Origin of the sequence: Nonomuraea sp. NPDC049784 (assembly GCF_040659615.1) — a bacterium.
GTDB lineage: Bacteria > Actinomycetota > Actinomycetes > Streptosporangiales > Streptosporangiaceae > Nonomuraea.
Genome location: NZ_JBFAMX010000005.1, coordinates 41,682 through 64,086, shown reverse-complemented (window position 1 = coordinate 64,086; position 22,405 = coordinate 41,682). Strand labels below are relative to the sequence as shown.

Annotated in this window: 16 protein-coding genes; 9 read left to right on the top strand and 7 right to left on the bottom strand. The window is 68.8% G+C overall.

Annotated elements, in window-relative coordinates; translation table 11 throughout:
• The first annotated feature begins 137 nt into the window (after positions 1-137).
• Positions 138-482: an STAS domain-containing protein gene (locus AB0J09_RS02455; protein ID WP_360683828.1), complete on the top strand. Its 345-nt coding sequence runs from the start codon at positions 138-140 to the stop codon at positions 480-482.
• On the opposite strand, the gene AB0J09_RS02450 is transcribed toward AB0J09_RS02455, so the two are convergent.
• From AB0J09_RS02450 to AB0J09_RS02435, 4 genes are all read right to left on the bottom strand, one after another.
• Positions 406-2,622, bottom strand: coding sequence for a terpene synthase family protein (locus tag AB0J09_RS02450; RefSeq protein WP_360683825.1), 2,217 nt, complete (start codon positions 2,620-2,622; stop codon positions 406-408). The genes AB0J09_RS02455 and AB0J09_RS02450 overlap by 77 nt on opposite strands.
• 71 nt (positions 2,623-2,693) lie before the next feature.
• Positions 2,694-4,109, bottom strand: a complete 1,416-nt coding sequence (locus AB0J09_RS02445) for a family 2B encapsulin nanocompartment shell protein (RefSeq protein WP_360683822.1) — start codon at positions 4,107-4,109, stop codon at positions 2,694-2,696.
• Between the two features lie 30 nt (positions 4,110-4,139).
• Complete coding sequence (locus AB0J09_RS02440; RefSeq protein ID WP_360683820.1) at positions 4,140-5,087, bottom strand: 4-hydroxy-3-methylbut-2-enyl diphosphate reductase; 948 nt, start codon at positions 5,085-5,087, stop codon at positions 4,140-4,142.
• An 11-nt stretch (positions 5,088-5,098) separates the two neighbouring features.
• Positions 5,099-6,142, bottom strand: coding sequence for a polyprenyl synthetase family protein (locus AB0J09_RS02435; protein ID WP_360683817.1), 1,044 nt, complete (start codon positions 6,140-6,142; stop codon positions 5,099-5,101).
• A gap of 225 nt (positions 6,143-6,367) precedes the next feature.
• Between AB0J09_RS02435 and AB0J09_RS02430 the strand changes: the two genes are divergently transcribed.
• From AB0J09_RS02430 to AB0J09_RS02410, 5 genes are all read left to right on the top strand, one after another.
• Positions 6,368-7,549 (top strand): zinc-dependent alcohol dehydrogenase, encoded by a 1,182-nt coding sequence (locus AB0J09_RS02430; RefSeq protein ID WP_360683815.1) that lies wholly within the window; start codon positions 6,368-6,370, stop codon positions 7,547-7,549.
• Between the two features lie 52 nt (positions 7,550-7,601).
• Positions 7,602-8,651: an NAD-dependent epimerase/dehydratase family protein gene (locus AB0J09_RS02425; protein WP_360683812.1), complete on the top strand. Its 1,050-nt coding sequence runs from the start codon at positions 7,602-7,604 to the stop codon at positions 8,649-8,651.
• A gap of 100 nt (positions 8,652-8,751) precedes the next feature.
• A complete protein-coding gene (locus tag AB0J09_RS02420; RefSeq protein ID WP_360683809.1) occupies positions 8,752-9,222 on the top strand; it encodes an ATP-binding protein in 471 nt (156 codons plus the stop codon).
• A gap of 88 nt (positions 9,223-9,310) precedes the next feature.
• Positions 9,311-10,210: a dihydropteroate synthase gene (folP, locus tag AB0J09_RS02415; protein WP_360683806.1), complete on the top strand. Its 900-nt coding sequence runs from the start codon at positions 9,311-9,313 to the stop codon at positions 10,208-10,210.
• A gap of 9 nt (positions 10,211-10,219) precedes the next feature.
• A complete protein-coding gene (locus AB0J09_RS02410; RefSeq protein WP_360683803.1) occupies positions 10,220-10,615 on the top strand; it encodes a DUF1992 domain-containing protein in 396 nt (131 codons plus the stop codon).
• 161 nt (positions 10,616-10,776) lie between these two features.
• Here the strand turns inward: AB0J09_RS02410 and AB0J09_RS02405 are convergent, their stop codons facing one another.
• A complete protein-coding gene (locus AB0J09_RS02405) occupies positions 10,777-13,101 on the bottom strand; it encodes a glycoside hydrolase family 6 protein (RefSeq protein WP_360683800.1) in 2,325 nt (774 codons plus the stop codon).
• A gap of 301 nt (positions 13,102-13,402) precedes the next feature.
• On the opposite strand from AB0J09_RS02405, the gene AB0J09_RS02400 reads away from it, so the two are divergent.
• From AB0J09_RS02400 to AB0J09_RS02390, 3 genes are all read left to right on the top strand, one after another.
• A complete protein-coding gene (locus AB0J09_RS02400) occupies positions 13,403-16,354 on the top strand; it encodes a glycoside hydrolase family 48 protein (protein ID WP_360683797.1) in 2,952 nt (983 codons plus the stop codon).
• A complete protein-coding gene (locus AB0J09_RS02395) occupies positions 16,351-18,861 on the top strand; it encodes a glycoside hydrolase family 9 protein (protein ID WP_360683794.1) in 2,511 nt (836 codons plus the stop codon). The genes AB0J09_RS02400 and AB0J09_RS02395 overlap by 4 nt, the downstream gene beginning before the upstream one ends.
• Positions 18,862-18,926: 65 nt before the next feature.
• Positions 18,927-20,507, top strand: a complete 1,581-nt coding sequence (locus tag AB0J09_RS02390) for a cellulase family glycosylhydrolase (protein ID WP_360683791.1) — start codon at positions 18,927-18,929, stop codon at positions 20,505-20,507.
• A gap of 174 nt (positions 20,508-20,681) precedes the next feature.
• Here the strand turns inward: AB0J09_RS02390 and AB0J09_RS02385 are convergent, their stop codons facing one another.
• Both AB0J09_RS02385 and AB0J09_RS02380 read right to left on the bottom strand, forming a co-directional pair.
• On the bottom strand, positions 20,682-21,206 hold the full coding sequence (locus AB0J09_RS02385; protein WP_360683788.1) for a hypothetical protein: 525 nt from the start codon (positions 21,204-21,206) through the stop codon (positions 20,682-20,684).
• A complete protein-coding gene (locus AB0J09_RS02380) occupies positions 21,203-22,255 on the bottom strand; it encodes a lytic polysaccharide monooxygenase (protein ID WP_360683785.1) in 1,053 nt (350 codons plus the stop codon). The genes AB0J09_RS02385 and AB0J09_RS02380 overlap by 4 nt, the downstream gene beginning before the upstream one ends.
• Between the last annotated feature and the right edge of the window lie 150 nt (positions 22,256-22,405).

Sequence of the window (22,405 nt, the reverse complement as noted above, 5' to 3'; positions counted from 1 at the left end):
CATAATTTCCCCGTAATTCGGTCATTTTCCGGCGAAAATAACATAGCCAAACATACTTCGTGTAACCTAGGTTCTGGTTAATCGTCAGAGACAGGATTACGACCCCCAGAGCGTGTGTGTTGGGGGGTGCGAGAAGCGTGAGCGGCGCCGAAGACCGGCTGCTCTACCAGGACCGGCAGCTGATGATTACGGTGTGCGCGATTCCCGGGCCGCCGTCCGTCGCGCTCATCGGGGAGATCGACGCCACCAACAGCCCCGCGGTCGCGGGTGCCCTGGCGAGTTGCCGTCAGGGCGCGTACATCGTCGTCGACACCGGCAGGCTGAACTTCATCGACGTCTCAGGCCTGCGCGTGCTCGCTATGCCCACGCTGCCGCCGTCGCAGCGGTGGATCCGTCTGCACAACGTCACGCCGTACCAGCGCCGGCTGCTGCGCATGATGGGCTGGTACTACGAGCCCCGTGCGCATCACCTGCCCGCGTAGAGAGCAGGGCCGCCGAGGTGCCCAGGCCCGTCGGGCCGCCCAGCCGGAACCGCGGCGGCCGGTTGTGGCGGCGCAGCGACTCCTCGTCGTACCGGAAGCAGTGCCGGTGCCAGTTGAGTATCCCGCTCACCCAGTCACGCAGCTCGTTCACGAACGCGTCGAGGTCTCGCCGGTCGTCCGCGTCGAGGCCGAGGTCGTCGCACACGACCGGCAGCTCGTGCTCGACGATGTGCTGGAACTGCCGCATCCGCGAGGTCAGCAGGTCGTTGACGATGCCGAGCGCCGTCGCGTAGTCGCAGTCGAAGAAGTTCTGGACCACCAGCACGCAGTTGTGCAGCTCGCCCTCGAACTCGATCTCCTTCTGGTAGGAGAAGATGTCGTTGATCAGCGTTCCGCAGTCGGCGATGGCGCTCACCAGCGCCCGCATCGGGCCGCTCTCGTACACCTCCTGGCTGATCCTCTTGCCGTGCCGCAGCCGCGCCAGGCTCATCGTCAGGTCGGCGCCGAAGGTCTGGCGGCGCATCTCCACGTAGTCCACGGGGTCGGGGATGTGGTTGGCGACGTGGCCGGCCAGCTCCCACAGCCAGCTCGCGCACATGCTCTCCACCGCGCCGCGCAGCTCGCGGCGCTCGTCCAGCCGCATCGGCCCCGCCGTACGCGCCCAGACGTCGGCCAGGCCCCGCTCCAGCGCGTTCGCGGGCGGCGGCGCGGGCGAGCCGTCCAGCGGCATGAACGCCGAGAACCGCTCCACCGCTATCTTGGCCGCCACGAGGTTGTGCGACCGGCCGAAGACGGCCGGGAAGTAGTCGTCCGCGTACGTCCCCCAGGCCAGCCAGTACGACGCCAGGTCCAGCTCCTCAGGGGTGGCGTCGGGATGCAGGCCCGCGGCGCACAGAGGCAGGTCGATGTCGGTCAGCCGCCGCTCGTCCCACAAACCCGAGTCGAGCATCCCCATCGCCCTGCACCACGCCACGGTGTGCCGCCGGGCCGTGTCGAGGTGGGGGGACAGCCTGAGCTGGAAGGGTACGTACAGGTCGGGGATCCGCGACGGCCCCACCCGCTCGTGCGGCACGTGCGTGAAGTTACGCAGCCGCTTGGCCCCCAGCAGATTGACGATCGACGGCATGCCCAGCGGCCTGCCTGAGACGGCCTGCTTGTTCATGTACCGGCTGGAGCGCATGTGCCACTCGTGCCCGCCCGACTGCCAGTCCTGCAGCCCCTTGACGTAGGCCAGCACACCGGCCGCGCTGATCGGGTCGATCGCGTACTCCACGAACAGCGGGCCAAGCTCGGCGAGTGCCGTGTGCTCGAACTGCTGCAGCCGCGAGGTCAGCAGGTCGTTGACGGCGTCGGCGGCCTCCTGCGTGCCGCAGCCGAGGAACGTCTCCAGCACCAGCACGCCGTTGCTCAGCTCGCCCTCGTCCCCGACCTCCCGCTCGTACGAGAACAGGTCGTTACGCAGGTGCACCGCGTCCGCGAAGGCGTCCTTCAACACCCGCATCGGACGGGTCCCCGCGATCCGCGCGGGCACCTCGGCACCCACCGCGTGCTCGACGAGCCCGGCCGACCAGGGCGCCCCGCCGACCTTGCGGCGCATCTCGATGTACTCGACCGGGTTGGCCACCCGCCCCCGGTTGATGTTGGCCAGCTCCCAGAGCGACTCGTTCAGCAGATTGCGGGTGCTCTCGGCGAACCGCGACCGCCAGTCCGCCGACCTGCTCGGGACCGTACGCACCCACAGGTCGGCCAGGCCGGCCTCGACCGGGTTGGTCGGCTCGGGCATGCTCAGGTCATCGCCCATCGGCATGAAACGGGCGAGCCGGTCGAGGTACGCCTTGCCGCCCCGCAGGTCGCCGGAGCGCTTGAACACCTCGAGGAAGTGGTCGTCGAAGAAGAAGACCCACACGTACCAGTCGGTGATCAGGCTCAGCTCGGCGCCGTCGCAGTCGGGATGGGTGTAGGCGCACATCAGCGGGTAGTCGTGGGCGTCCAGGTCGGCCTCCTCCCAGACGCCGGGGTCGTCGAGCATGCCCATGTCGCGCGCCCACTGCTTGGAGTGCAGGCGAGCCTCTTCGAGGTGCGGATTCAGCCGCGCCGGGTACGGCATGTAGAAGTCCGGCAGTTCGAACGGCTGGCTCATGGTCGCTCCTTCACAGTGCGCGGGCCGGCACCGATGCGCGTGGTGCCGGCCTCAGGTGTGCGGTCCCTCGGTCAGCCGTTCCTGCCGACCTCGACGTCCTCCAGCACGCCGAGCGCGTCCGGCACCAGGACGGCCGCCGAGTAGTAGGCGCTGACCAGGTAGGAGAGGACGGCCTTCTCGTTGATGTTCATGAACCGGACCGACAGGCTGGGCTGGTACTCGTCGGGAATGCCGGTCTGGTGCAGGCCGACGACGCCCTGGTTCTCCTGCCCGGTGCGCATGAGCAGGAAGGACGTCGTGTACGTGTCCGAGATCGGGATCTTGTTGCACGGGAAGATCGGGATGTCCCGCCAGGCCGGCACCTTGTGCCCGAAGGCGTCGATGGACTGCGGGTAGACGCCGCGCTTGCTGCACTCCCTGCCGAAGGCGGCGATGGCCAGCGGATGCGCCAGGAAGAACGCCGGCTCCTTCCACACGGTGGCCAGCAGGTCGTCGAGGTCGTCGGGGGTCGGCCGGCCCGTGCGGCTGCGGATGCGCTGGCTGAGATCGGCGTTGTGGAGCAGGCCGAACTCCCTGTTGTTGATCAGCTCGTGCTCCTGCCGCTCGCGTAGAGCCTCGATCGTGAGGCGGAGCTGCTGGTCGAGCTGGCTCATCGGCTGGTTGTACAGGTCGGAGACCCGGGTGTGCACGCGCAGGACCGTCTGGGCCACGCTCAGCTCGTACTCACGCGGGCTCAGCTCGTAGTCCACGAACGTGCCGGGCAGCACGGGCTCTCCGGTGTGGCCCGACGCCATGTCGATGGCCGCCTCGCCGTAGTCGTTGTGGGCGTGCTCCTCGCTCGAACGATAGCGGTCCAGGTGCTCGCGCAGCGTGGGCGACCGCTCGGCCAACTGCTCGAAGTCCTGCCTGGACAGGGTGAGCACGGTGGTGGCCGTCCTGGCCCGCGCGGTGAACGCGAACCGCCCGCCCTCGGTGAGCGCCTGCTCGCCGAGGTAGTCGCCGTCGGCCAGGACTCCGAGGCTCTGCTCGTCGCCGTACGCGCCGCGGGTCACCTTGCCCACACGGCCGTGGGCGATGAGCACAAGCCGGTCAATGGGACGGCCCTCGGAGACGATCTCCTCACCCGCCTCGATCTCACGCTGCGCGAAGCTGTTGGCCAGGGCCTGCAGCACCTCGGCGTCGTCATAGCCGCGCAGCATGGGAATCTCGGTGAGCTCGGCGGGAATGACCCGCACATCCGAGCCGGTGTTGCTGAACGTGATGCGGCCGTCGCCCAGCTCATAGGTCAGCCGCCGGTTGACCCTGAACACGCCGCCCGAGCATTGCACCCACGGCAGCAGCCGCAGCAGCCAGCGCGAGGTGATCTCCTGCATCTGCGGCGGCGTCTTGGTCGTGGTCGAGAGCTGCCTGGCGGCCTCGGTGCTGAGGCTGAGCTGTCCGTGGCCGTTGAGGGTCTCAGGGGCTGTTGAGTTGGTCGTTTCGGTCATCGTGCTGCACCACCAATCTCGGTATGGGACCTAACCGGGCTTGCGGGTGGATCGGACTTCGAGCGGAAGCGAGAACGTGCGGGTCTCCTCGGCCAGGGTCACCGGCTCCACCTCGGTGTATCCGCGGGCGGCGAGCCAGTCGAGTAACTCCCCGACCAGCCGCTCGGGGACCGAGGCGCCGGAGCTGACCCCGACGGTCCGCACGCCGTCGAGCCACCGCTCGTCGGCGTCGGCGGCCCTGTCGACCAGGTACGCCGTGTCCGCGCCCGCGCCCAGCGCCACCTCGACCAGCCGCCGGGAGTTGGAGGAGTTGGCCGAGCCGACGACGACGACCAACTCGCACTGCGGGGCGATCCTGGTGATCGCCTCCTGGCGGTTCTGGCTGGCGTAGCAGATGTCGTCGCTGGGCGGGTCGACCATGTCGGGGAAGCGCTTGCGCAGCTCGGTGACGGCCCGCATGGTCTCGTCCACGGCCAGCGTGGTCTGCGACAGCCAGCTCACCGGCCCCTTCACCGGGCCCTTCGCCGACACCTCGCCGGGGCGGGCCGGGTCCACGACGTGGATGCGGTCGGGGGCCTCGCCGTACGTGCCCTCGACCTCCTCGTGCTCGGCATGGCCGATGAGCACGATCTCGTAGCCCGCCTCGGCCATGCGCACGGCCTCCTTGTGGACCTTCGTGACCAGCGGGCAGGTGGCGTCGATCGTCCGCAGGCCGCGCCGCCCCGCGTCATCCTTGACCGCCGGCGAGACGCCGTGGGCGGAGAAGACGACCAGCGATCCGTCGGGCACCTCGTCGAGTTCCTCGACGAAGACCGCGCCGCGCCGGGTGAGGTCGTCGACCACGTAGGTGTTGTGGACGATCTGTTTGCGCACGTAAACGGGTGCGCCGAAGCGTCTCAGCGCCTCTTCCACGGTGCTGATCGCGCGTTCGACGCCCGCGCAGAAGCCGCGCGGGGCCGCGAGAAGTACCCGTCCCATCTGGGAACCCCCTACTTGGTGCGGTGCGCGAGCTGGTCAGCCAGAACGGCCAGCGCTTTGGCGGCCTCCGGTTCGATCGGCGCCGCGGCCAGTGCCGTCACGGCCTCGCGCACGCGTTCTTCGATCATTTCCTCGACCTCGGCCAGCGCGCCCGTGTCGCGCAGGATCTCCCGCACCTCCGCGGCGCGCTCCTCGGTCAGCTCCGGGTTGCCGTGCCAGCTCTTGAGATGGATGAGCTGGGCGGGTGAGGCACTCCGCACGGCATGCGCGAAGAGCACCGTGTGCTTGCCCTCGCGCAGGTCGTCGAGCGCCGACTTGCCGGTCTCCGGCTCAGAGCCGAACGTGCCGAGCACGTCGTCGCGGAGCTGGAACGCCTCGCCCAGCGGCAGGCCGAAGCGGGAATACGACTCCAGCAGCTCCATCGAGGCCCCCGCCAGCGCGCCGCCGATCTGCAGCGGCCGCTCGACGGTGTATTTGGCGGTCTTGAACCGGATCACCGTAAGGGCCTCGGCCACGCTCGCGCCCGAGCGGAGCTGGGCGAGGATGTCGAGGTACTGGCCGCTGATGACCTCGGTACGCATGGCGTCGAACACATGGTGCGCGGCGCGCAGCCGGTGAGGCTCCACCGCGCACGACGCCAGCATCGTGTCGGACCAGGCCAGGCTGAGCGTGCCGAGCAGGATGCCGCCCGCCTGCCCGAACGCCTCCGCGCCCGGACCGCGGTGCAGCCCCGCCAGGCTCCTGTGCACGCTGGTCTGGCCGCGCCGCACCTCGCTGCCGTCCATGATGTCGTCATGGATGAGCAGACCGGCGTGGCACAGCTCCAGGGCCGCTGCGGCGGTGATGATCTCCTCGCTGTCGCCGCCGCCGGCGCCGCGCCAGCCCCAGTAACACAGCTGCGGCCTGACGCGCTTGCCGCCGCAGAGGATGAAGTCGGCCAGCAACCGGTACGCCGTCTTGACGTCGGGGTCGTCGACGGGGGCTCGCCAGATCTCGAGGAAGCCGGCCAGGCGCCGGTCAACACGTGATCCGACGTTGTGCTGAGTGAAGCTCACCGGCATCCGCGCGGCTCCTTCTGTCAGACGCTCACTACCAATAGTTATTCATCCAATACGCAGCGTGTAAAGTGTCTTTTGTAGCTGGAGCCTTCTTTTGCCACAGCAGTCCCAACGGCAGGGTGTGTCGAGACGCGGGGTCGCGAGGGCGTTCGCGGCGAGAGCCGTTTGATGCGCTATGTGGGGGTATGCCGCATTTGTGTGCCCCCTTCGTAAGGAGACACCATGAAGGCAGTCACCTGGCACGGTAAGCGCGACGTCCGGGTCGAGGAGGTCCCCGACCCCGCCATCAAGGAGCCCAACGACGCGGTCATCAGGGTGACCAGCTCCGGCATCTGCGGCTCCGACCTGCACCTGTACGAGGTGCTCGGGCCGTTCATGGCCGAGGGCGACATCCTTGGGCACGAACCCATGGGCGTCGTCGAGGAGGTCGGCCCCGCGATCGACAACATCAAGCCGGGCGACCGCGTGGTCATCCCGTGCAACATCTCCTGCGGCCACTGCCACATGTGCTCCATGGAGCTCTACGCCCAGTGCGAGACCACCCAGGTGCGCGAGCAGGGCACGGGCGCCGCGCTGTTCGGCTACACCAAGCTCTACGGGCAGGTGCCCGGCGGGCAGGCTCAATACCTGCGCGTGCCCGAGGCGCAGTTCGGCCCCATCAAGGTGCCCGAGGGCCCTCCGGACGAGCGGTTCGTGTACCTGTCCGACGTGCTGCCGACCGCCTGGCAGGCCGTCGCCTACGCGGACATCCCCGAGGGCGGCAGCGTCACCGTCTTCGGCCTCGGCCCGATCGGCCAGATGTGCGCCCGCATCGCCGGCCACCTGGGCTACCGGGTGATCGGCGTGGACGGCGTCACGCAGCGCCTTGAGATGGCCCGCCGCCACGGCATCGACGTCATCGACGCGAGCGAGGTCACCGACGTACCCGAGGAGATCCGCCGGCGGACCTCCGGGCGCGGCACGGACTCGGTCATCGACGCGGTCGGCATGGAGGCCCACGGCTCGCCCGCCGCCAAGCTCGCCCAGACCCTCACCGGCATGCTGCCGGCCGGGGTCGCCGCGCCGCTCATGACCCACACGGGCATCGACCGGCTGGCCGCGCTCAACCAGGCCATCGACTCGGTACGGCGCGGCGGCGTCATCTCCGTCATCGGCGTCTACGGCGGCATGACGGATCCCATGCCCATGCTGCGCATGTTCGACAAGGGCATCACGATGCGCATGGGCCAGGTCCATGTCAGGCGGTGGACCAGCGTGCTGATGCCGCTGGTGACCGACGAGTCCGATCCGCTCGGCGTGATGGACCTCACCACTCACCGGATGCCGCTGGAGCAGGCGCCCCTGGCGTATGAGATGTTCCAGAAGAAGTCGGACGGAGCGGTCAAGATGCTCCTACAGCCATAACTTGGCAGGTCACGGGGATTTTCCGGCCCTAAGGGCGGGCAGCGCAGCTTCCATGAGAGTCGTTGTGGTTGGAGCTACCGGGAACGTCGGCACCAGCGTGGTGCGCGCGCTGGCCGCGGACGGCGGCGTGACCTCGATCGTCGGGGTCGCCCGCCGGTTGCCCGGGTGGCGGATCGACCGCACCGACTGGCGGCAGGCCGACATCGCGACCGCGGACCTCACGCGGATCTTCGACGGGGCGGACGCGGTCGTGCACCTCGCGTGGCTGTTCCAGCCGACCAGGCACCCGTCCACTACCTGGCGGGCGAACGTGCTGGGCAGCATGCGCGTCTTCCGCGCCGCCGCGGAGGCGGGGGTGCCCGCGCTGATCCACGCCTCGTCCGTGGGAGCGTACTCGCCGGGCCCCAAGGACCGGCCGGTGGATGAGAGCTGGCCCACGCACGGCTGGCCGGGGGCCGCGTACGGGCGGGAGAAGGCCTACGTCGAGCGCGTGCTCGACGTCTTCGAGCACGATCACCCGAGCATCCGCGTGGTGCGGATGAGGCCCGGGTTCGTCTTCCAGCGGGTGGCGGCGACCGAGCAGCGCAGGCTGTTCGGTGGGCCGTTCGTGCCGCGGCGGCTGATCAGGGCGGGGCGCATCCCGTTCGTACCGGACATCCCCGGCCTGCGGCTGCAGGTGCTGCACGCGGAGGACGCGGCGGAGGCGTACCGGCTGGCCGTCACCAAGCAGGTGCGGGGCGCGTTCAACATCGCCGCGGAGCCCGTGCTCGACCCGCCCGACCTGGCCAAGCTGCTCGACGCCCGCACGGTGCCGGTCTCGCCGGGCGTGGCCAGGGCGATCATGGCGGTGGGCTGGCACCTGAGGCTCATACCGGCCGCGCCCGGGCTGCTCGACCTGGTCCTGCGGATCCCGGTCATGAAGACCGACCGGGCCAGGGAGGTGCTGGGCTGGACGCCGCGGTACTCGTCGTGGGAGGCCACGCGGGAGCTGCTCGAGGGGCTGCACGACGGCGCCGGTATGGAAACCGCGCCGCTCGCTCCCGACGGCGGACCGGTCGAACGAGTGAAGGAGCTCGCCACCGGTGTGCGCGGGCATTCGTAATGTGAGGCCTGGGGTGTGTAAGTCCTCGGCTTCGGGGAACGGGAGACACAACGCGAGGTCCTGAAGCGCGGCCTGTGTGTCGGACGACACGGAGGAGTGCATGCGCACCCTGATGGCCCAGCCCTTCACCCTCCACGACGTCACGAGACTGCGTCGCACCGTGGCCGAGCTGGCCCGGAGTTGCGGGCTCAGCGGTCCCCGGCTCCACGACTTCGTGCTGGCCGTCCACGAGAGCGTCGTCAACGCCGTGGAGCACGCCGGTGGGCACGGGTACTTCAAGCTGTGGACGGTGAACGGCGTGATCCGCTCCGAGACGACCGATGGAGGCTCGGGCATCCCCGGCGCGTACGTGGACGCCGATCTCAAGCCGCCCGACCTGTCCCAGGAGGGCAGAGGGATCTTCCTCATCCGCCGCTTGTGCGACATGGCCGACTTCGACACCGGCCCCGGCGGCACCACTGTTCTGCTCACCATGCGGCTGCCACGAGCGCCGCATCGCACCACCCATCGGGCCATGAAGCGGATCCGGGTGGACGCCGGCCACCACCCCTCCGGCCGCTTCACAGCCTGACACCCGCCCCGGCGCCGTGTGTCACCGACGCACCCCTGGCGTCCGGGCGGGCGGCTGGCCTGGGCAACGGGCAGGTAGGCTCACAAAGGTGAGCGGCGAAACGCCTTCCCCCGGGATGATCAAGCCCGTCCGGCGCATCGGGCGGCGGGAGTTCGATTTCGCGCGCCAGGTCGCCATCATGGCCATCGTCAACAGGACGCCCAACTCCTTCCACGACCAGGGCAGCACGTTCGAGCTCGACAGCGCGGTCGCGGCCGCGTGCAAGGCCGTGGACGAAGGGGCCGACTGGGTGGACATCGGCGGGTTCGCCTTCAGCGCGGCCCAGGCCCAGATCGGCGCGGACGAGGAGATCGCCCGGGTCGCGCCGGTGATCGCCGAGGTGCGGAAGGCCACCGACGCCGTCATCTCCGTCGACACCCACAGGCCCGACGTGGCGCGGGCAGCCGTCGAGGCGGGGGCCGACGTGATCAACGACACCAACGGCCTGCGCGAGCCCGGCATGGCGGAGTTCGCCGCCGAGTCCGGGGTCAGCGTGATCGTCACGCACAGCCTCGGCGGGCCGGGCAAGCGCGTCTTCCGGCCGAGCTACGCCGACGTCGTCTCCGAGGTGGCCGCGTTCCTGCGCGAGCGGGTCGCGTACGCGCTGAAGGCCGGCATCGCGGAAGACAAGATCATCATCGACCCCGGCCACGACCTCAACAAGAACACCTTCCACTCGCTCGAGATCACGCGCCGGCTCGACGAGATCACCTCGATCGGATACCCGACCCTGGTGGCCCTGTCCAACAAGGACTTCATCGGGGAGACGCTCGACCGCCCCCAGGGCGAGCGGAAGGAAGGCACGATCGCCGCCAACGTCTTCTCCATCGTCAAGGGCGCCCGCATCCTGCGGGTGCACGACGTGGCCGCCACGCTTGCCTCCGTACGCATGACCGAGGCCATGCTCGGCTGGCGTGGCCCGCTGATCCCGAGTCACAATCTGGCCTGAGGAGGTCAATTGACCGAGCGGAAACCACTGGGGATGCCGTTCGAGAGCTGGATCGACCGGCAGATTCGCCAGGCGGAGGAGCGCGGGGAGTTCGACGACCTGCCGGGGGCCGGAAAACCTCTGCCGGACCGGCCGCACGACGACATGTGGTGGATCAAGCAGAAGATCGAGAGTGAGGGGCTGTCGATGCCCCTGCCGCCCACGCTGGCGCTGCGCAAGGAGGCGGAGGAGGCGCTGGCCGAGGCGCGCGGGGCCAGGTCGGAGACCGAGGTGCGGCAGATCCTCGAGGAGATCAACAAGAAGATCCGCCAGGCGATCAGGACGGGGCTGTCCGGTCCACCGCTCAACCTGATGCCGTTCGACGTGGACGAGATCGTGTCGGAGTGGCGCAGGGCGCAGAAATAGCAGGGCCCAGAAAGAGAAGAAGGGGCCCCGAGATCGGGGCCCCTTCGACTGGCCGAGGGACCCGGGTCAGGCGGGCCCCTCCGAGAGACCCGGGTCAGGCGGGTCGCTCGGGCTTGTGTCAGGGGCTCGGATCAAGGTCCGGGCCCCTGCGGTGTCGGTTGCTAGTTGACGGGCGGGTACGCGTTCCTGAGCAGCTCCTGGAACTGCGCCGAGAACCACTGCCCGGACAGCGGCGAGTTGGCCAGCGCGCCCGACAGGTTGTTCTTGTTGAGGTTGTTGCCGTGGTACGTCGGGTCGCACATCCGGTCGAACTTCTTGCCCTCGTCGTTCGGGATGTCCGTGCTGGCGCCGTCCGACTCGCCCGGAGGCTTGATCCAGACGTAGGCGTCGAACCCGGACGCGGGGTTGGCGGTCGGCCGCGCGCCCAGGCCCGCGCCGCTCTGGTTGCACCAGTTGCCGGCGTGGATCCGGCGGTCGGTGCGCGACTGGTTGACGAAGTCGTTCAGGACGGTTGACGTGCTCGGCCCGCTCGGGCGGGCGCTGCCGCCCCAGCCGTTGCGCGAGGTGTCGATCAGCATGCCGAGGCCCTGCCTGAAGCCCTTGGCGATGAGCGCGCTGCGCAGGGCGGTGGCGAAGGTCGACTCGTCCACGTAGTAGTTCCAGTCCACCCAGTCGGACTGGCGGACCGACGTGCCGTTCACGGTCGAGTTGATCGTGAAGTACGGCTCCGTGGTCGCGGAGTAGTTCGCGGTGTTGACGATGAAACCGTCCACGCTGTCCACACCGGCGGTGGCGCCGGACACGGTGTTGTAGAAGATGTTCACCGACGGGTTGAAGTTCGAGTCCCAGCCGAGCCAGGCGTGGTGGGCGGCGTCGATGTAGGTGTAGACGTTGGTGATGGCGTGCAGCTTGTTGAGTGCGTAGCGGACGCCGTCGACGTAGGCACCGGTCGAGTTGGCCTCGGCGCACTTGGCGAAGCTGAGGTTGGTGACCAGGTTGGGCAGCGAGTCGGGCTCGATGATCGTGACGATGCGCAGGCTCGCGTACGCGGGGTCGCTCATGATCGCCGCGATCGGGTCGATGTACTCGGTCTTGTAGCGGTTGAGGCCGTTCTCGGCGACGAGCAGCTCGCCGCTGGAGGCCAGCGCCGAGCAGTCGCGGTTGGGCAGGTCGTAGATGACGAACTGCACGGTCAGCGGCGCGGAGCCGTTGGCGGCGTCCTGCCTGACGGCCTCGTCCAGGTGGGCGCGCAGGCCCATGGCGGAGGAGGAGCCGGCGATGGCCGCGATGCGGTCCAGCCACACGGCGGTGGAGGTGTTGGCCACCGCGGAGCCGCCGGGCTCGGCCTGGGCCTTGGCCTTCCAGTTGGGGTTGACGTAGCCGGTGGCGCCGGCGTACGCGTTCTCGACGTGGCCGCCGGGGGTGGTGCCGCCGTCGTTGTCGGCCTCGGTGGCGGTGACCGTCCTGGAGGTCAGGCCGGTCGAGGCGACGGTGATGGTACGGCTGCCGTTGGCCGTGTCGGAGTCCTCCGCGGCGGCCAGGGTGACCGTCTGCGGGGTGTTCCAGTTGGACGGCGTGAAGGTGAGGCTGCCGCCGCTGGAGACGGTGATGTTGGTGTCACCGCTGCTCGCCGCTGTCGAGGTGACGGTCACGTTCGAGGCCGGCGCGGTGGCCAGGCGCACGGTGTACGTGGCGGTGGAGCCCTCCGGCACGGTCACCGAGGTCGGCGTGACGATGATCGACTGCTCCACCACGGCGTCGTCGTCCACCTCGGTGGCGTTGACAGTGGCCGGGGTGACGCCCGTGCCGCCGACGGTGAAGGCGGCCGTGCCCGCGGTGGTGTCGGAGTCCTGGGCCGCGGCCAGGGTGACCGTCTGGGCGGTGTTCCAGTTGGACGGGGTGAAGGTCAGCGAGCCGCCCGAGCTGACGGACAGGTCCGTGTCACCGGTGGTCCGCGTCGTGGTGACGGTCACGTTGGCGGACGGCGCCGAGGAGAGCTTGGCCGTGAACGTGGCCGTGCCGCCCTCGTTCACCGCGACCGAGCTGGCCGAGGTGACCACCGACGGGGTCGTCGGGGTTCCACCGCCGCCGCAGGTGGTGCCGTTGACACTGAAGCTGGTCGGGTTCGGGTTGCTCCCCGTCCAGGTGCCGTTGAAGCCGATGGAGACCGAGCCGCCGGTGGACAGGCTGCCGTTGTACGACATGTTCGTAGCGGTCACGCGAGTGCCGGACTGGCTCCAGTTGGCGCCCCAGCCGGTGGGGGTGTACTTCTGACCCGTGGTCGGGAAGTCGAAGCCCAGATTCCACGACGTGATCGGGTCTCCGGTGTTCTTCAACGTGACGCTCGCGGTGAAACCGCCCTGGCCAGGGCTGCTCGTCCACGAGTTGGCAGAGTAGGTCACGTCGCAGGCGACCGCGGCGTTCGCGGCCGTGCTCTGGCCGACGACGAGCCCAAGGGCCGCGACACTCGCGGCGGTCGCGGTCACGGCCCATTTGCGAAGGCCGCGTTGGAGTCTCACGAGCGATCATCTCCAGTGTTAGAGGGCTGGGAGCGCTCCCATGGTCTGCCGCGGTCGCATCCGTGTACAGCGGCCGGCGTTCCAAAAGGTGTCCGCCGCCCCACATGCTCGTTGAATGCCCCGGAACCCGGATGAAACTTTCATCCCGGGCAGCCTGGTGAGAGGAAACACGGGGGTTACCGGACCGCCATTCCGTTGACATACGCGGGAGGGCACCCACAATCCCGTTTGGGAGCGCTCCCACTCCTCTACTCCCCATGGAGACCCCGTGAAGTACAGACCTCCTTCCCTCCTCACCCGCTTATCGAGGCGGCTCGCCGTGGCCACGACGCTCGTCCTCGTGGCGGGCGCGACCGCGGCCGTGGCGGCCAGTCCGGCACAGGCAGCCGTGGCGTGCGACGTGACGTACGCGGCCAACTCGTGGACGAGCAGCCCTGGCCAGGGCGGTTTCACCGCGAGCATCACGTTGAAGAACACCGGCGACCCCATCACGTCTTGGAATCTGGGCTTCGACTTCCCGACCACGGGTCAGAAGTACACCCCCACCGGCTGGGGCGCCAACTGGAGCCAGTCCGGCACTCGCGTGACCGCTACGAACATGTCGTACAACGGCAGCCTGTCCACCGGCGGCTCGGTCTCCATCGGCTTCAACGGCACCTGGACGGGGAGCAACCCGAACCCGATCAGCTTCAGTGTCAACGGCACCACCTGTGGCGGCGCTGGGAACAACACCCCGCCCACCGTGTCGCTGACCTCGCCGACCGCCGGGCAGACGTTCACCGCGCCGGCCACCGTGCCGATCGCGGCGAACGCCTCCGACGCCGACGGCACGATCTCGAAGGTCGACTTCTACCAGGGCTCCACGCTGCTCGGCACCGACACCTCGGCGCCGTACAGCTACAGCTGGACGAACGTGGCGGCCGGCAGCTACTCGATCACCGCGAAGGCCACCGACAACGGCGGCGCGACCACCACCTCGTCGCCGGTCGGCATCACGGTCTCCCAGAACACGGGCCCCGCGCTCGTGGTGAGCCCGACGACCCTGTCCGTACCCGAGGCGGGGACCGCGAGCTTCGGGGTGAAGCTGTCGCAGGCGCCCTCGGCCAACGTGACCGTCACCACGGCGCGTGCCAGCGGCGACACCGACCTCACGGTCTCCGGCGGCGCCAGCCTGACCTTCACGCCGTCCAACTGGAACACCGCCCAGAACGTCACGCTGGCGGCGGCCAACGACTCCGACACGACCGCCGGCTCGGGCGTGTTCAGGGTGAGCGCCACCGGCTACACGGCGGTGGACGTGACCGCCACCGAGGCGGACGACGACGTCGGCGGCGACAACACGTACGTCCAGCGCTTCGTCGAGATGTACAACGAGATCCACGACCCGGCCAACGGCTACTTCTCGCCCGAGGGCGTGCCCTACCACTCGATCGAGACGTTCATGGTCGAGGCGCCGGATCAGGGGCACGAGACCACGTCCGAGGCCTACAGCTACTACCTGTGGCTGGAGGCGGCGTACGGGCAGGCCACCGGCGACTGGTCGAAGTTCAACAACGCGTGGGCCTCGATGGAGAAGTACATCATCCCGGCCACGGCCGACCAGCCGACGAACTCCTTCTACACGCCGTCCAAGCCGGCCACGTACGCGCCGGAGTCGAACACGATCAGCAGCTACCCGGCGGCGCTCGACAGCGGCGTGTCCGTGGGCCAGGATCCGATCGCGGGCGAGTTGCAGAGCGCGTACGGCACCCGTGACATCTACGGCATGCACTGGCTGCTGGACGTCGACAACACCTACGGCTTCGGCCGCTGCGGCGACGGCACCACCAAGCCCGCCTACATCAACACCTACCAGCGCGGTCCCGAGGAGTCGGTCTTCGAGACCATCCCGCAGCCGTCCTGCGACACGTTCAAGCACGGTGGCACCAACGGCTTCCTGGACCTGTTCGTGAAGGACAGCTCCTACGCCAAGCAGTGGAAGTACACCAACGCCCCCGACGCCGACGCGCGCGCCGTGCAGGCCGCGTACTGGGCGGAGACGTGGGCCAAGGCCCAGGGCAAGGATTCGCAGATCTCCGCGTCGGTCACCAAGGCCGCGAAGATGGGCGACTACCTGCGCTACGCGATGTACGACAAGTACTTCAAGAAGCCCGGCTGCACGAGCCCCTCGTGCGCGGCGGGCACTGGCAAGGACGCCTCCAACTACCTGCTGAGCTGGTACTACGCCTGGGGCGGGGCAACCGACTCAAACGCCGGCTGGGCGTGGCGCATCGGCTCGAGCCACAACCACTCCGGCTACCAGAACCCGCTCGCGGCCTGGGCGCTGGCGAACGTGGCCGAGCTGAAGCCCAAGGGCAGCACCGCGGTGACCGACTGGAGCACCAGCCTCACCCGGCAGCTGCAGTTCTACGGCTGGCTGCAGTCGGCCGAGGGCGCCATCGCCGGTGGCGCGACCAACAGCTGGGAAGGCCACTACGCGACGCCGCCGGCCGGCCTGCCCAAGTTCCACGGCCTGACCTACGACTGGCAGCCCGTCTACCATGACCCGCCGTCGAACCAGTGGTTCGGCTTCCAGGCGTGGACCATGGAGCGGGTCGCCGAGCTGTACTACGCCTCGGGCAACGCCGACGCGAAGGCGCTGCTCGACAAGTGGGTCACCTGGGCGATGGCCAACACCACGATCAACGCGGACGGCTCGTACCAGATCCCGTCCACGCTGAAGTGGACCGGTCAGCCCGTGGGCGACTTCACCGCCACCTCCGGGATGCCCCCGGCCAACCCCGGCCTGCACGTGACGGTCGCCGACTACACGAATGACGTGGGTGTGGCGGGCGCGTACGCCAAGGCGCTCATGTACTACGCGGCCAAGGCGAACAACACGGCGGCCAAGAACATGGCCAAGTCACTGCTCGACGGCGTGTGGAAGTACCGCGACGCCAAGGGCGTGTCGGTCCCCGAGACCAAGACCGACTACAAGCGCATAGCCGACCCGGTCTACGTGCCGTCCGGCTGGAGCGGCAAGATGCCCAACGGCGACACCATCAACTCCAGCTCGACGTTCATCTCGATCAGGTCCTTCTACAAGAATGACCCCGACTGGGCGAAGGTCAACGCCTACATCAACGGCACCGGCCCCGCGCCCGTCTTCAACTATCACCGGTTCTGGGCGCAGGTGGACGTCGCCGTCGCCCTGGCCGAGTACGGACGGCTCTTCCCATGAGAAAGGCACTGATCGCCGTGGCGTCGCTGGTCCTGCCCCTGTGTTTCACAGGGGCGGGGCCGGCGGCCCACGCCGCCGCCGCACCGGCCTTCGCCTACGGCGAGGCGCTGCAGAAAGCGCTGTGGTTCTACGAGGCCCAGCAGTCCGGCGACCTGCCGAGCTGGAACCGCGTCTCCTGGCGCGGGGACTCCGGCATGAACGACGGCAAGGACGTGGGCGTGGACCTCACGGGCGGCTGGTACGACGCGGGCGACCACGTCAAGTTCGGCCTTCCGATGGCGTTCTCCACCACGATGCTGGCCTGGGGCGCGGTCGAGTACCGCGACGCCTACTCCTCTTCCGGCCAGCTCACGCACCTGCTCAACAACCTCAAGTACGTCAACGACTACTTCATCAAGGCCCACCCGTCGCCGAACGTCCTCTACGGGCAGGTCGGCAACGGCGGCACGGACCACGCCTGGTGGGGCCCGGCCGAGGCCATGCAGATGTCGCGGCCCGCGTACAAGATCGACGCCTCGTGCGGAGGGTCGGACCTGGCGGGCGAGACGGCAGCCGCGATGGCGGCCTCGTCGATGGTCTTCCGCCCGACAAATCCGACTTATGCTGACACGCTGCTGACGCACGCCAAGCAGCTGTACTCCTTCGCCGACACCGTCAGGAAGAAGTACAGCGACTGCATCACTGACGCCCAGGGCTACTACAACTCGTGGAGCGGCTACAACGACGAGCTGGTCTGGGGCGCGATCTGGCTCTACCGGGCCACGAACGACGCTTCCTATCTGGCCAAGGCCGAGACCGGCTACGACAGCCTGGGCAGCGAGCCACAGACCACCACCAAGTCGTACAAGTGGACGATCGCGTGGGACGACAAGTCCTACGGCGCGTACGTGCTGCTGTACAAGCTGACCGGCAAGCAGAAGTACCTGGACGACGCCAACCGCTGGCTCGACTGGTGGACGGTCGGCGTGAACGGCTCCAAGGTGGCCTACTCGCCGGGCGGCGAGGCCGTGCTGGACCGGTGGGGCTCGCTGCGGTACGCGGCCAACACCTCGTTCGCGGCGCTCGTGCACAGCGACACCATCACCGACGCCACGCGTAAGGCCCGCTACCACGACTTCGCGGTACGGCAGATCAACTACGCGCTCGGCGACAACCCGCGCAACTCCTCGTACATGATCGGGTTCGGCAACAACCCGCCGAAGAACCCCCATCACCGCACGGCGCACGGCTCGTGGACCGACCAGATCACCAATCCCGAGCAGACCCGCCACACCCTGTACGGCGCGCTCGTCGGCGGCCCGCCCGACGCGAACGACGCCTACACCGACAAGCGCGACGACTACGTCATGAACGAGGTCGCCACCGACTACAACGCCGGCTTCACCAGCGCGCTGGTCAGGCTCTACAAGGAGTACGGCGGCGCCCCGGCGGCCGGCTTCCCGGCGCAGGAGACCCCGGACGGGCCCGAGCTCTTCGTCGAGGCGGGCGTGAACGCCTCGGGGAGCAACTTCACCGAGATCAAGGCCATCGTCCGCAACCAGTCGGCCTGGCCCGCCAGGGTCCTGTCCGACGGCTCCTTCCGCTACTACTTCACGCTCGACGGCACGACGACCGCCTCGCAGATCACCGTGTCGTCCGCCTACACGCAGTGCAAGGCGCCCACGCTGAACCAGGCGAGCGGCACCACGTACTACGTCAACATCGACTGCTCCGGCCAGGTCATCGCGCCGGCGGGACAGTCGCAGCACCGCAGAGAGGTGCAGTTCAGGATCACCAGTTCGGGCACGTGGGACCCGGCCAACGACTGGTCGTACCGGAACATCCCCACCACGCCCGGCGCGACGCCGGTGCGGACCGGGAACATCACTCTCTACAGCGGCGCGACCAAGATCTGGGGTGAGCCCCCGGGTCCGGAGGAACAGGACACGACAGCGCCCAGCAAGCCGGGCAAGCCCGAGGCATCCGGGATCACGGGCTCGACCGCCAAGCTGAGCTGGACCGCCTCCACGGACAACGTGGGCGTGAGCGGCTACGACGTCTACCTGGGGTCCACAAAGGTAGGCACGGCCACGAGCGCATCCTTTGACCTGAGCGGGCTCACCCCTGCAACGGCCTACACCGCCTACGTGGTGGCGCGGGACGCGGCGGGCAACACCTCGGCGCCGTCCGACAGCGCCTCGTTCACCACCACGAACACGACGCCGCCGCCCACGGGCGGATGCGCGGCGACGTACAAGGTGACGAGCTCGTGGAGCGGCGCCTTCCAGGCCGAGGTGACGGTGAAGAACAACGGCACGGCCGCGACCACCGGCTGGACGGTCACCTGGACGTCGGCGAACCAGATCACCCAGCTCTGGGGCGGCAAGCACACCCAGTCGGGCTCCACCGTCACCGTCAAGAACGAGGCCTACAACGGCGCACTCGCTCCTGGCGCCGGCACGACGTTCGGCTTCATCGCCAACGGCACATCCACCGTCCCCGCCCCGATCACCTGCACCCCCGCCTGAGTGAAGACCCCGCCCCCGTCGCAGCAGCGACGGGGGCGGTTCCACAGCTCAGTGAAAGGCAGCACATGAGACCACTGCTCACCGCGCTGGCCTGCCTCTTCGCCCTCTTCGTCGCCCCTGCCCTCCCCGCGAGCGCCGCCACCGGCATTCACGTCAGCGGCACGAAGATCCTTGAGGGCAACGGCCAGGAGTTCATCATGCGCGGCACCAGCCACGCGCACACCTGGTACGCCTCGCAGACCAAGGCGTTCGCCGACATCAAGTCGCTGAAGGCCAACACCGTCCGGGTCGTGCTCAGCGGCGGCCGCTGGACCGCCAACACCGTCTCCGACGTGGCCAACGTCGTCTCGCTCTGCAAGCAGAGCAAGCTCATCTGCGTGCTCGAGAACCACGACACCACCGGGTACGGCGAGCAGAGCGGCGCCTACACCCTCGACCAGGCCGCCAACTACTGGATCAGCGTCAAGTCCGCCCTGGTCGGCCAGGAGGACTACGTCATCATCAACATCGGCAACGAGCCGATCGGCAACAACGCCGTCACCCCCGGCTGGGCATCCGCCACCACGGCCGCGATCCAGAAGCTGCGCAGCAACGGCTTCCAGCACGCGCTGATGGTGGACGCGCCCAACTGGGGCCAGGACTGGCAGTTCGGCATGCGGGACAACGCCAAGACGGTCTTCGACAGCGACCCCGCAAAGAACACGATCTTCTCCATCCACATGTACGGGGTCTTCGACACGGCCGCGGAGATCAACGCGTACATGGACGCGTTCAAGACCGCGGGGCTGCCGCTGGTCGTCGGCGAGTTCGGCTTCAACCACTCCGACGGCGACCCGGACGAGGACACGATCATGGCGCAGTCCGTGAGCCGCGGCCTCGGCTACCTCGGCTGGTCGTGGAGCGGTAACGGCGGCGGCGTCGAGTACCTCGACCAGGTCACCAACTTCGACGTCACCCAGCTCACCTCCTGGGGCCAGCGGCTGTTCAACGGAGCCAACGGCATCGCCGCGACCTCCAAGCAGGCCTCGATCTACGGCGGCGGCAGCACCGACACGAGCCCGCCGAGCGCGCCCGGCACACCCTCAGCGTCCGGCATCACCTCGTCCGGGGCCACCCTGAGCTGGACCGCCTCCACGGACAACGTGGGCGTGACCGGCTACGACGTCTACACCTCGACCGGTACCACGCTCGGCTCGACGGCCACCAACTCGATCACACTGACCGGGCTGTCGGCGGCGACCACGTACCAGGTCAACGTGAAGGCCAGGGACGCGGCCGGCAACCAGTCCGCCGCGTCGCCGACGGCGTCGTTCACCACGCTGAGCGGCGGGAGCGGTGGCGGCTGCACGGCCGCGGGCACCGTACAGAGCCAGTGGAGCACCGGGTACGTGCTGCAGCCCGTGACCGTGACCAACACCAGCACCTCGACCAAGCCGAGCTGGACGGTGACCTTCACGCTGCCCGCCGGGCACACGGTCACCGGCTCCTGGAACGCCGCGGTGACGGTCAGCGGCCAGACCGTGACGGCCAAGAACCTGAGCTACAACGGCTCGCTCGCGCCGAACGCCGGCACCAGTTTCGGGGTGCAGGCCAGCCGTCCGAGCGGCAACACGGCCGTCCCTTCCGGCTACACCTGTGCCAACTGAACCGCCCGTCGTATCGCTGCGTATGAGGAGGTGAGGCGGAACACCAACATCCCTGCCTAACGACACCATCCCGCCCGGATGGGACGGACGCGGCCGATACCTCCAGTCGGCCGCGTCCGTGTTTATGGCCTCCACTCCGTGGAGGCGGCTCGGTCGCTGGGGAGCCGTCGCGTGTTATTTGGCCTGCGCTTTCTTGATCTCGGTGAACCGCTGGCGGGCCGCGTCGATCGCGTCCTCGTCGTCGAACTCGGCGAAGGCCTCATCCTGGTAGCGCGCGGGGATGAGCCGCCTGACCCGGTCCGGATACCCCATGCCCGGCTCCGGCACCTGGACCACGGGAGGGATGCCGATGCGGACGGCGATCGGGCCGGAGGCCCGCACGGAGGTCGCCCAGTCGGTGCCCGCGCCGGTGACCGCGCACATGTGGCGCGCGTACACCCACTTCACCTCCACGACGGAGGTGGCGTTCGGCGGATCGGTCCCGAAGGTCTCCACGGCGCACACGACGCGCGAGTCGAAGTCGTGGCCGTGCGCGTGGTGCTCGTCGAGCGAGGACTGCTCGAGTGCCAGAGTCACCTGGGCGGCGAGCTCCTTGTACAGCTGCGACGACGGCTGCCGGGCGAAAAACATCACCCCGGCCAGGGTCAGGCTGGCCAGGGTGACGATTGCCGCGGCAAGCCCGCGACGTGACTTGATCACGGGCTGGTGCAGGTCAGGGCCGGGGCCGGGTTGGGGATGGAGCCGGTGGCGTTGAAGCCGAACGAGGTCGTCGCGTTCGGCGCGAGCTGCCCGTTGTAGGTGGCGTTCTTGACCACCACGTTGGGCGGCTGCCCGGACAGCACGCCGTTCCACGGCGAGCCGTCGAAGCCCTGGCCGCCGGAGTAGGTCCACTTGACGGTCCAGCCGTTCATCGAGGAGGTGCCCGTGTTCTTCACGGTCACCTCGCCCTGGAAGTGGCCGGCCCAGCCGTTGTCGGTGGCCTTCCAGGTCGCCGTGCAGGCGCCGGTCGGCGGGGGCGGGGTCGAGGTGTTGGGGGGCGGCGTGCTCTGGCCCGGGCCGACGCCGGTGACCTCGCCGTTGCCGCCGTCGAAGACGACGTCGGAGCAGCTGTAGAAGTTCTCGTTGCTGTCGGAGCGGATCCAGTGCGTGAAGATGATGTGCCGGCCGGTCTTGCCGGACGGGAGCTGGGCGTTCCAGTAGTAGTAGTTGAGCGCGCCCGCGGGGCCGGTGTCGGGCGGGTTCGTGGCGCTGCCGAACGGCTCCAGATCAGACCACTTCAGCGGCCCGTCCGGGTTCCAGCCGTTCTTGGTGATGTAGTAGTTGAAGGCGCCGGGGTGCTTGGCCCAGTTGCTGTGCCGCATCTGGATGGACGCGCCCGAGGTCAGGTGGGTCACCGGCCAGTCGTTGCGCACAGCGTTGTAGGCCGTGAAGTCGTAGGGCCCGCCGGTGCCGCCGCTGCAGAGCTGGCCGTCGGGGATGAATCCGGAGGTCCGGCCCGCGCCGTCGGAGCGCAGCACCGCGAACCAGTTGTAGAGGGGGGTCGGGCCGCTCTGTGCGACGGCCGCCGCGCACGCGGGGTTGTAGGGGATGATCTGGCCGTTCTCCCGCAGGCCGTCCTGCCAGCACAGGAACGTCCTGGCGCCGGGGAACATCGACACTCCGTGCGCCTGTGCCTGCATGGGCACCATCAGGACAGTCGCGATCAGTACCGTGACGGCGGTGATCGCCGCCGACTTGAATAACCTCATGGGGGATTCCCTTGCGCTGATGACAGAGGAAACCTGCCCACGACCTGCCCGCCCGGCGAGCGCATTGAATCATGCCTCGCACGGCTCCGACAACGCTCTGTGAAACTTTCAGTCGATCTTGGTTATGGTGCTCTATGCTTGGGAGCGCTC

Excerpts from the sequence above, each read along its gene's own strand:
- AB0J09_RS02445 (WP_360683822.1), bottom strand. The coding sequence starts at position 4,109 with ATGACCGAAACGACCAACTCAACAGCCCCTGAGACCCTCAACGGCCAC.
- AB0J09_RS02430 (WP_360683815.1), top strand. The coding sequence starts at position 6,368 with ATGAAGGCAGTCACCTGGCACGGTAAGCGCGACGTCCGGGTCGAGGAG.
- AB0J09_RS02425 (WP_360683812.1), top strand. The coding sequence starts at position 7,602 with ATGAGAGTCGTTGTGGTTGGAGCTACCGGGAACGTCGGCACCAGCGTG.
- AB0J09_RS02450 (WP_360683825.1), bottom strand. The coding sequence starts at position 2,622 with ATGAGCCAGCCGTTCGAACTGCCGGACTTCTACATGCCGTACCCGGCG.
- AB0J09_RS02420 (WP_360683809.1), top strand. The coding sequence starts at position 8,752 with ATGCGCACCCTGATGGCCCAGCCCTTCACCCTCCACGACGTCACGAGA.
- AB0J09_RS02440 (WP_360683820.1), bottom strand. The coding sequence starts at position 5,087 with ATGGGACGGGTACTTCTCGCGGCCCCGCGCGGCTTCTGCGCGGGCGTC.
- AB0J09_RS02395 (WP_360683794.1), top strand. The coding sequence starts at position 16,351 with ATGAGAAAGGCACTGATCGCCGTGGCGTCGCTGGTCCTGCCCCTGTGT.
- AB0J09_RS02380 (WP_360683785.1), bottom strand. The coding sequence starts at position 22,255 with ATGAGGTTATTCAAGTCGGCGGCGATCACCGCCGTCACGGTACTGATC.
- AB0J09_RS02390 (WP_360683791.1), top strand. The coding sequence starts at position 18,927 with ATGAGACCACTGCTCACCGCGCTGGCCTGCCTCTTCGCCCTCTTCGTC.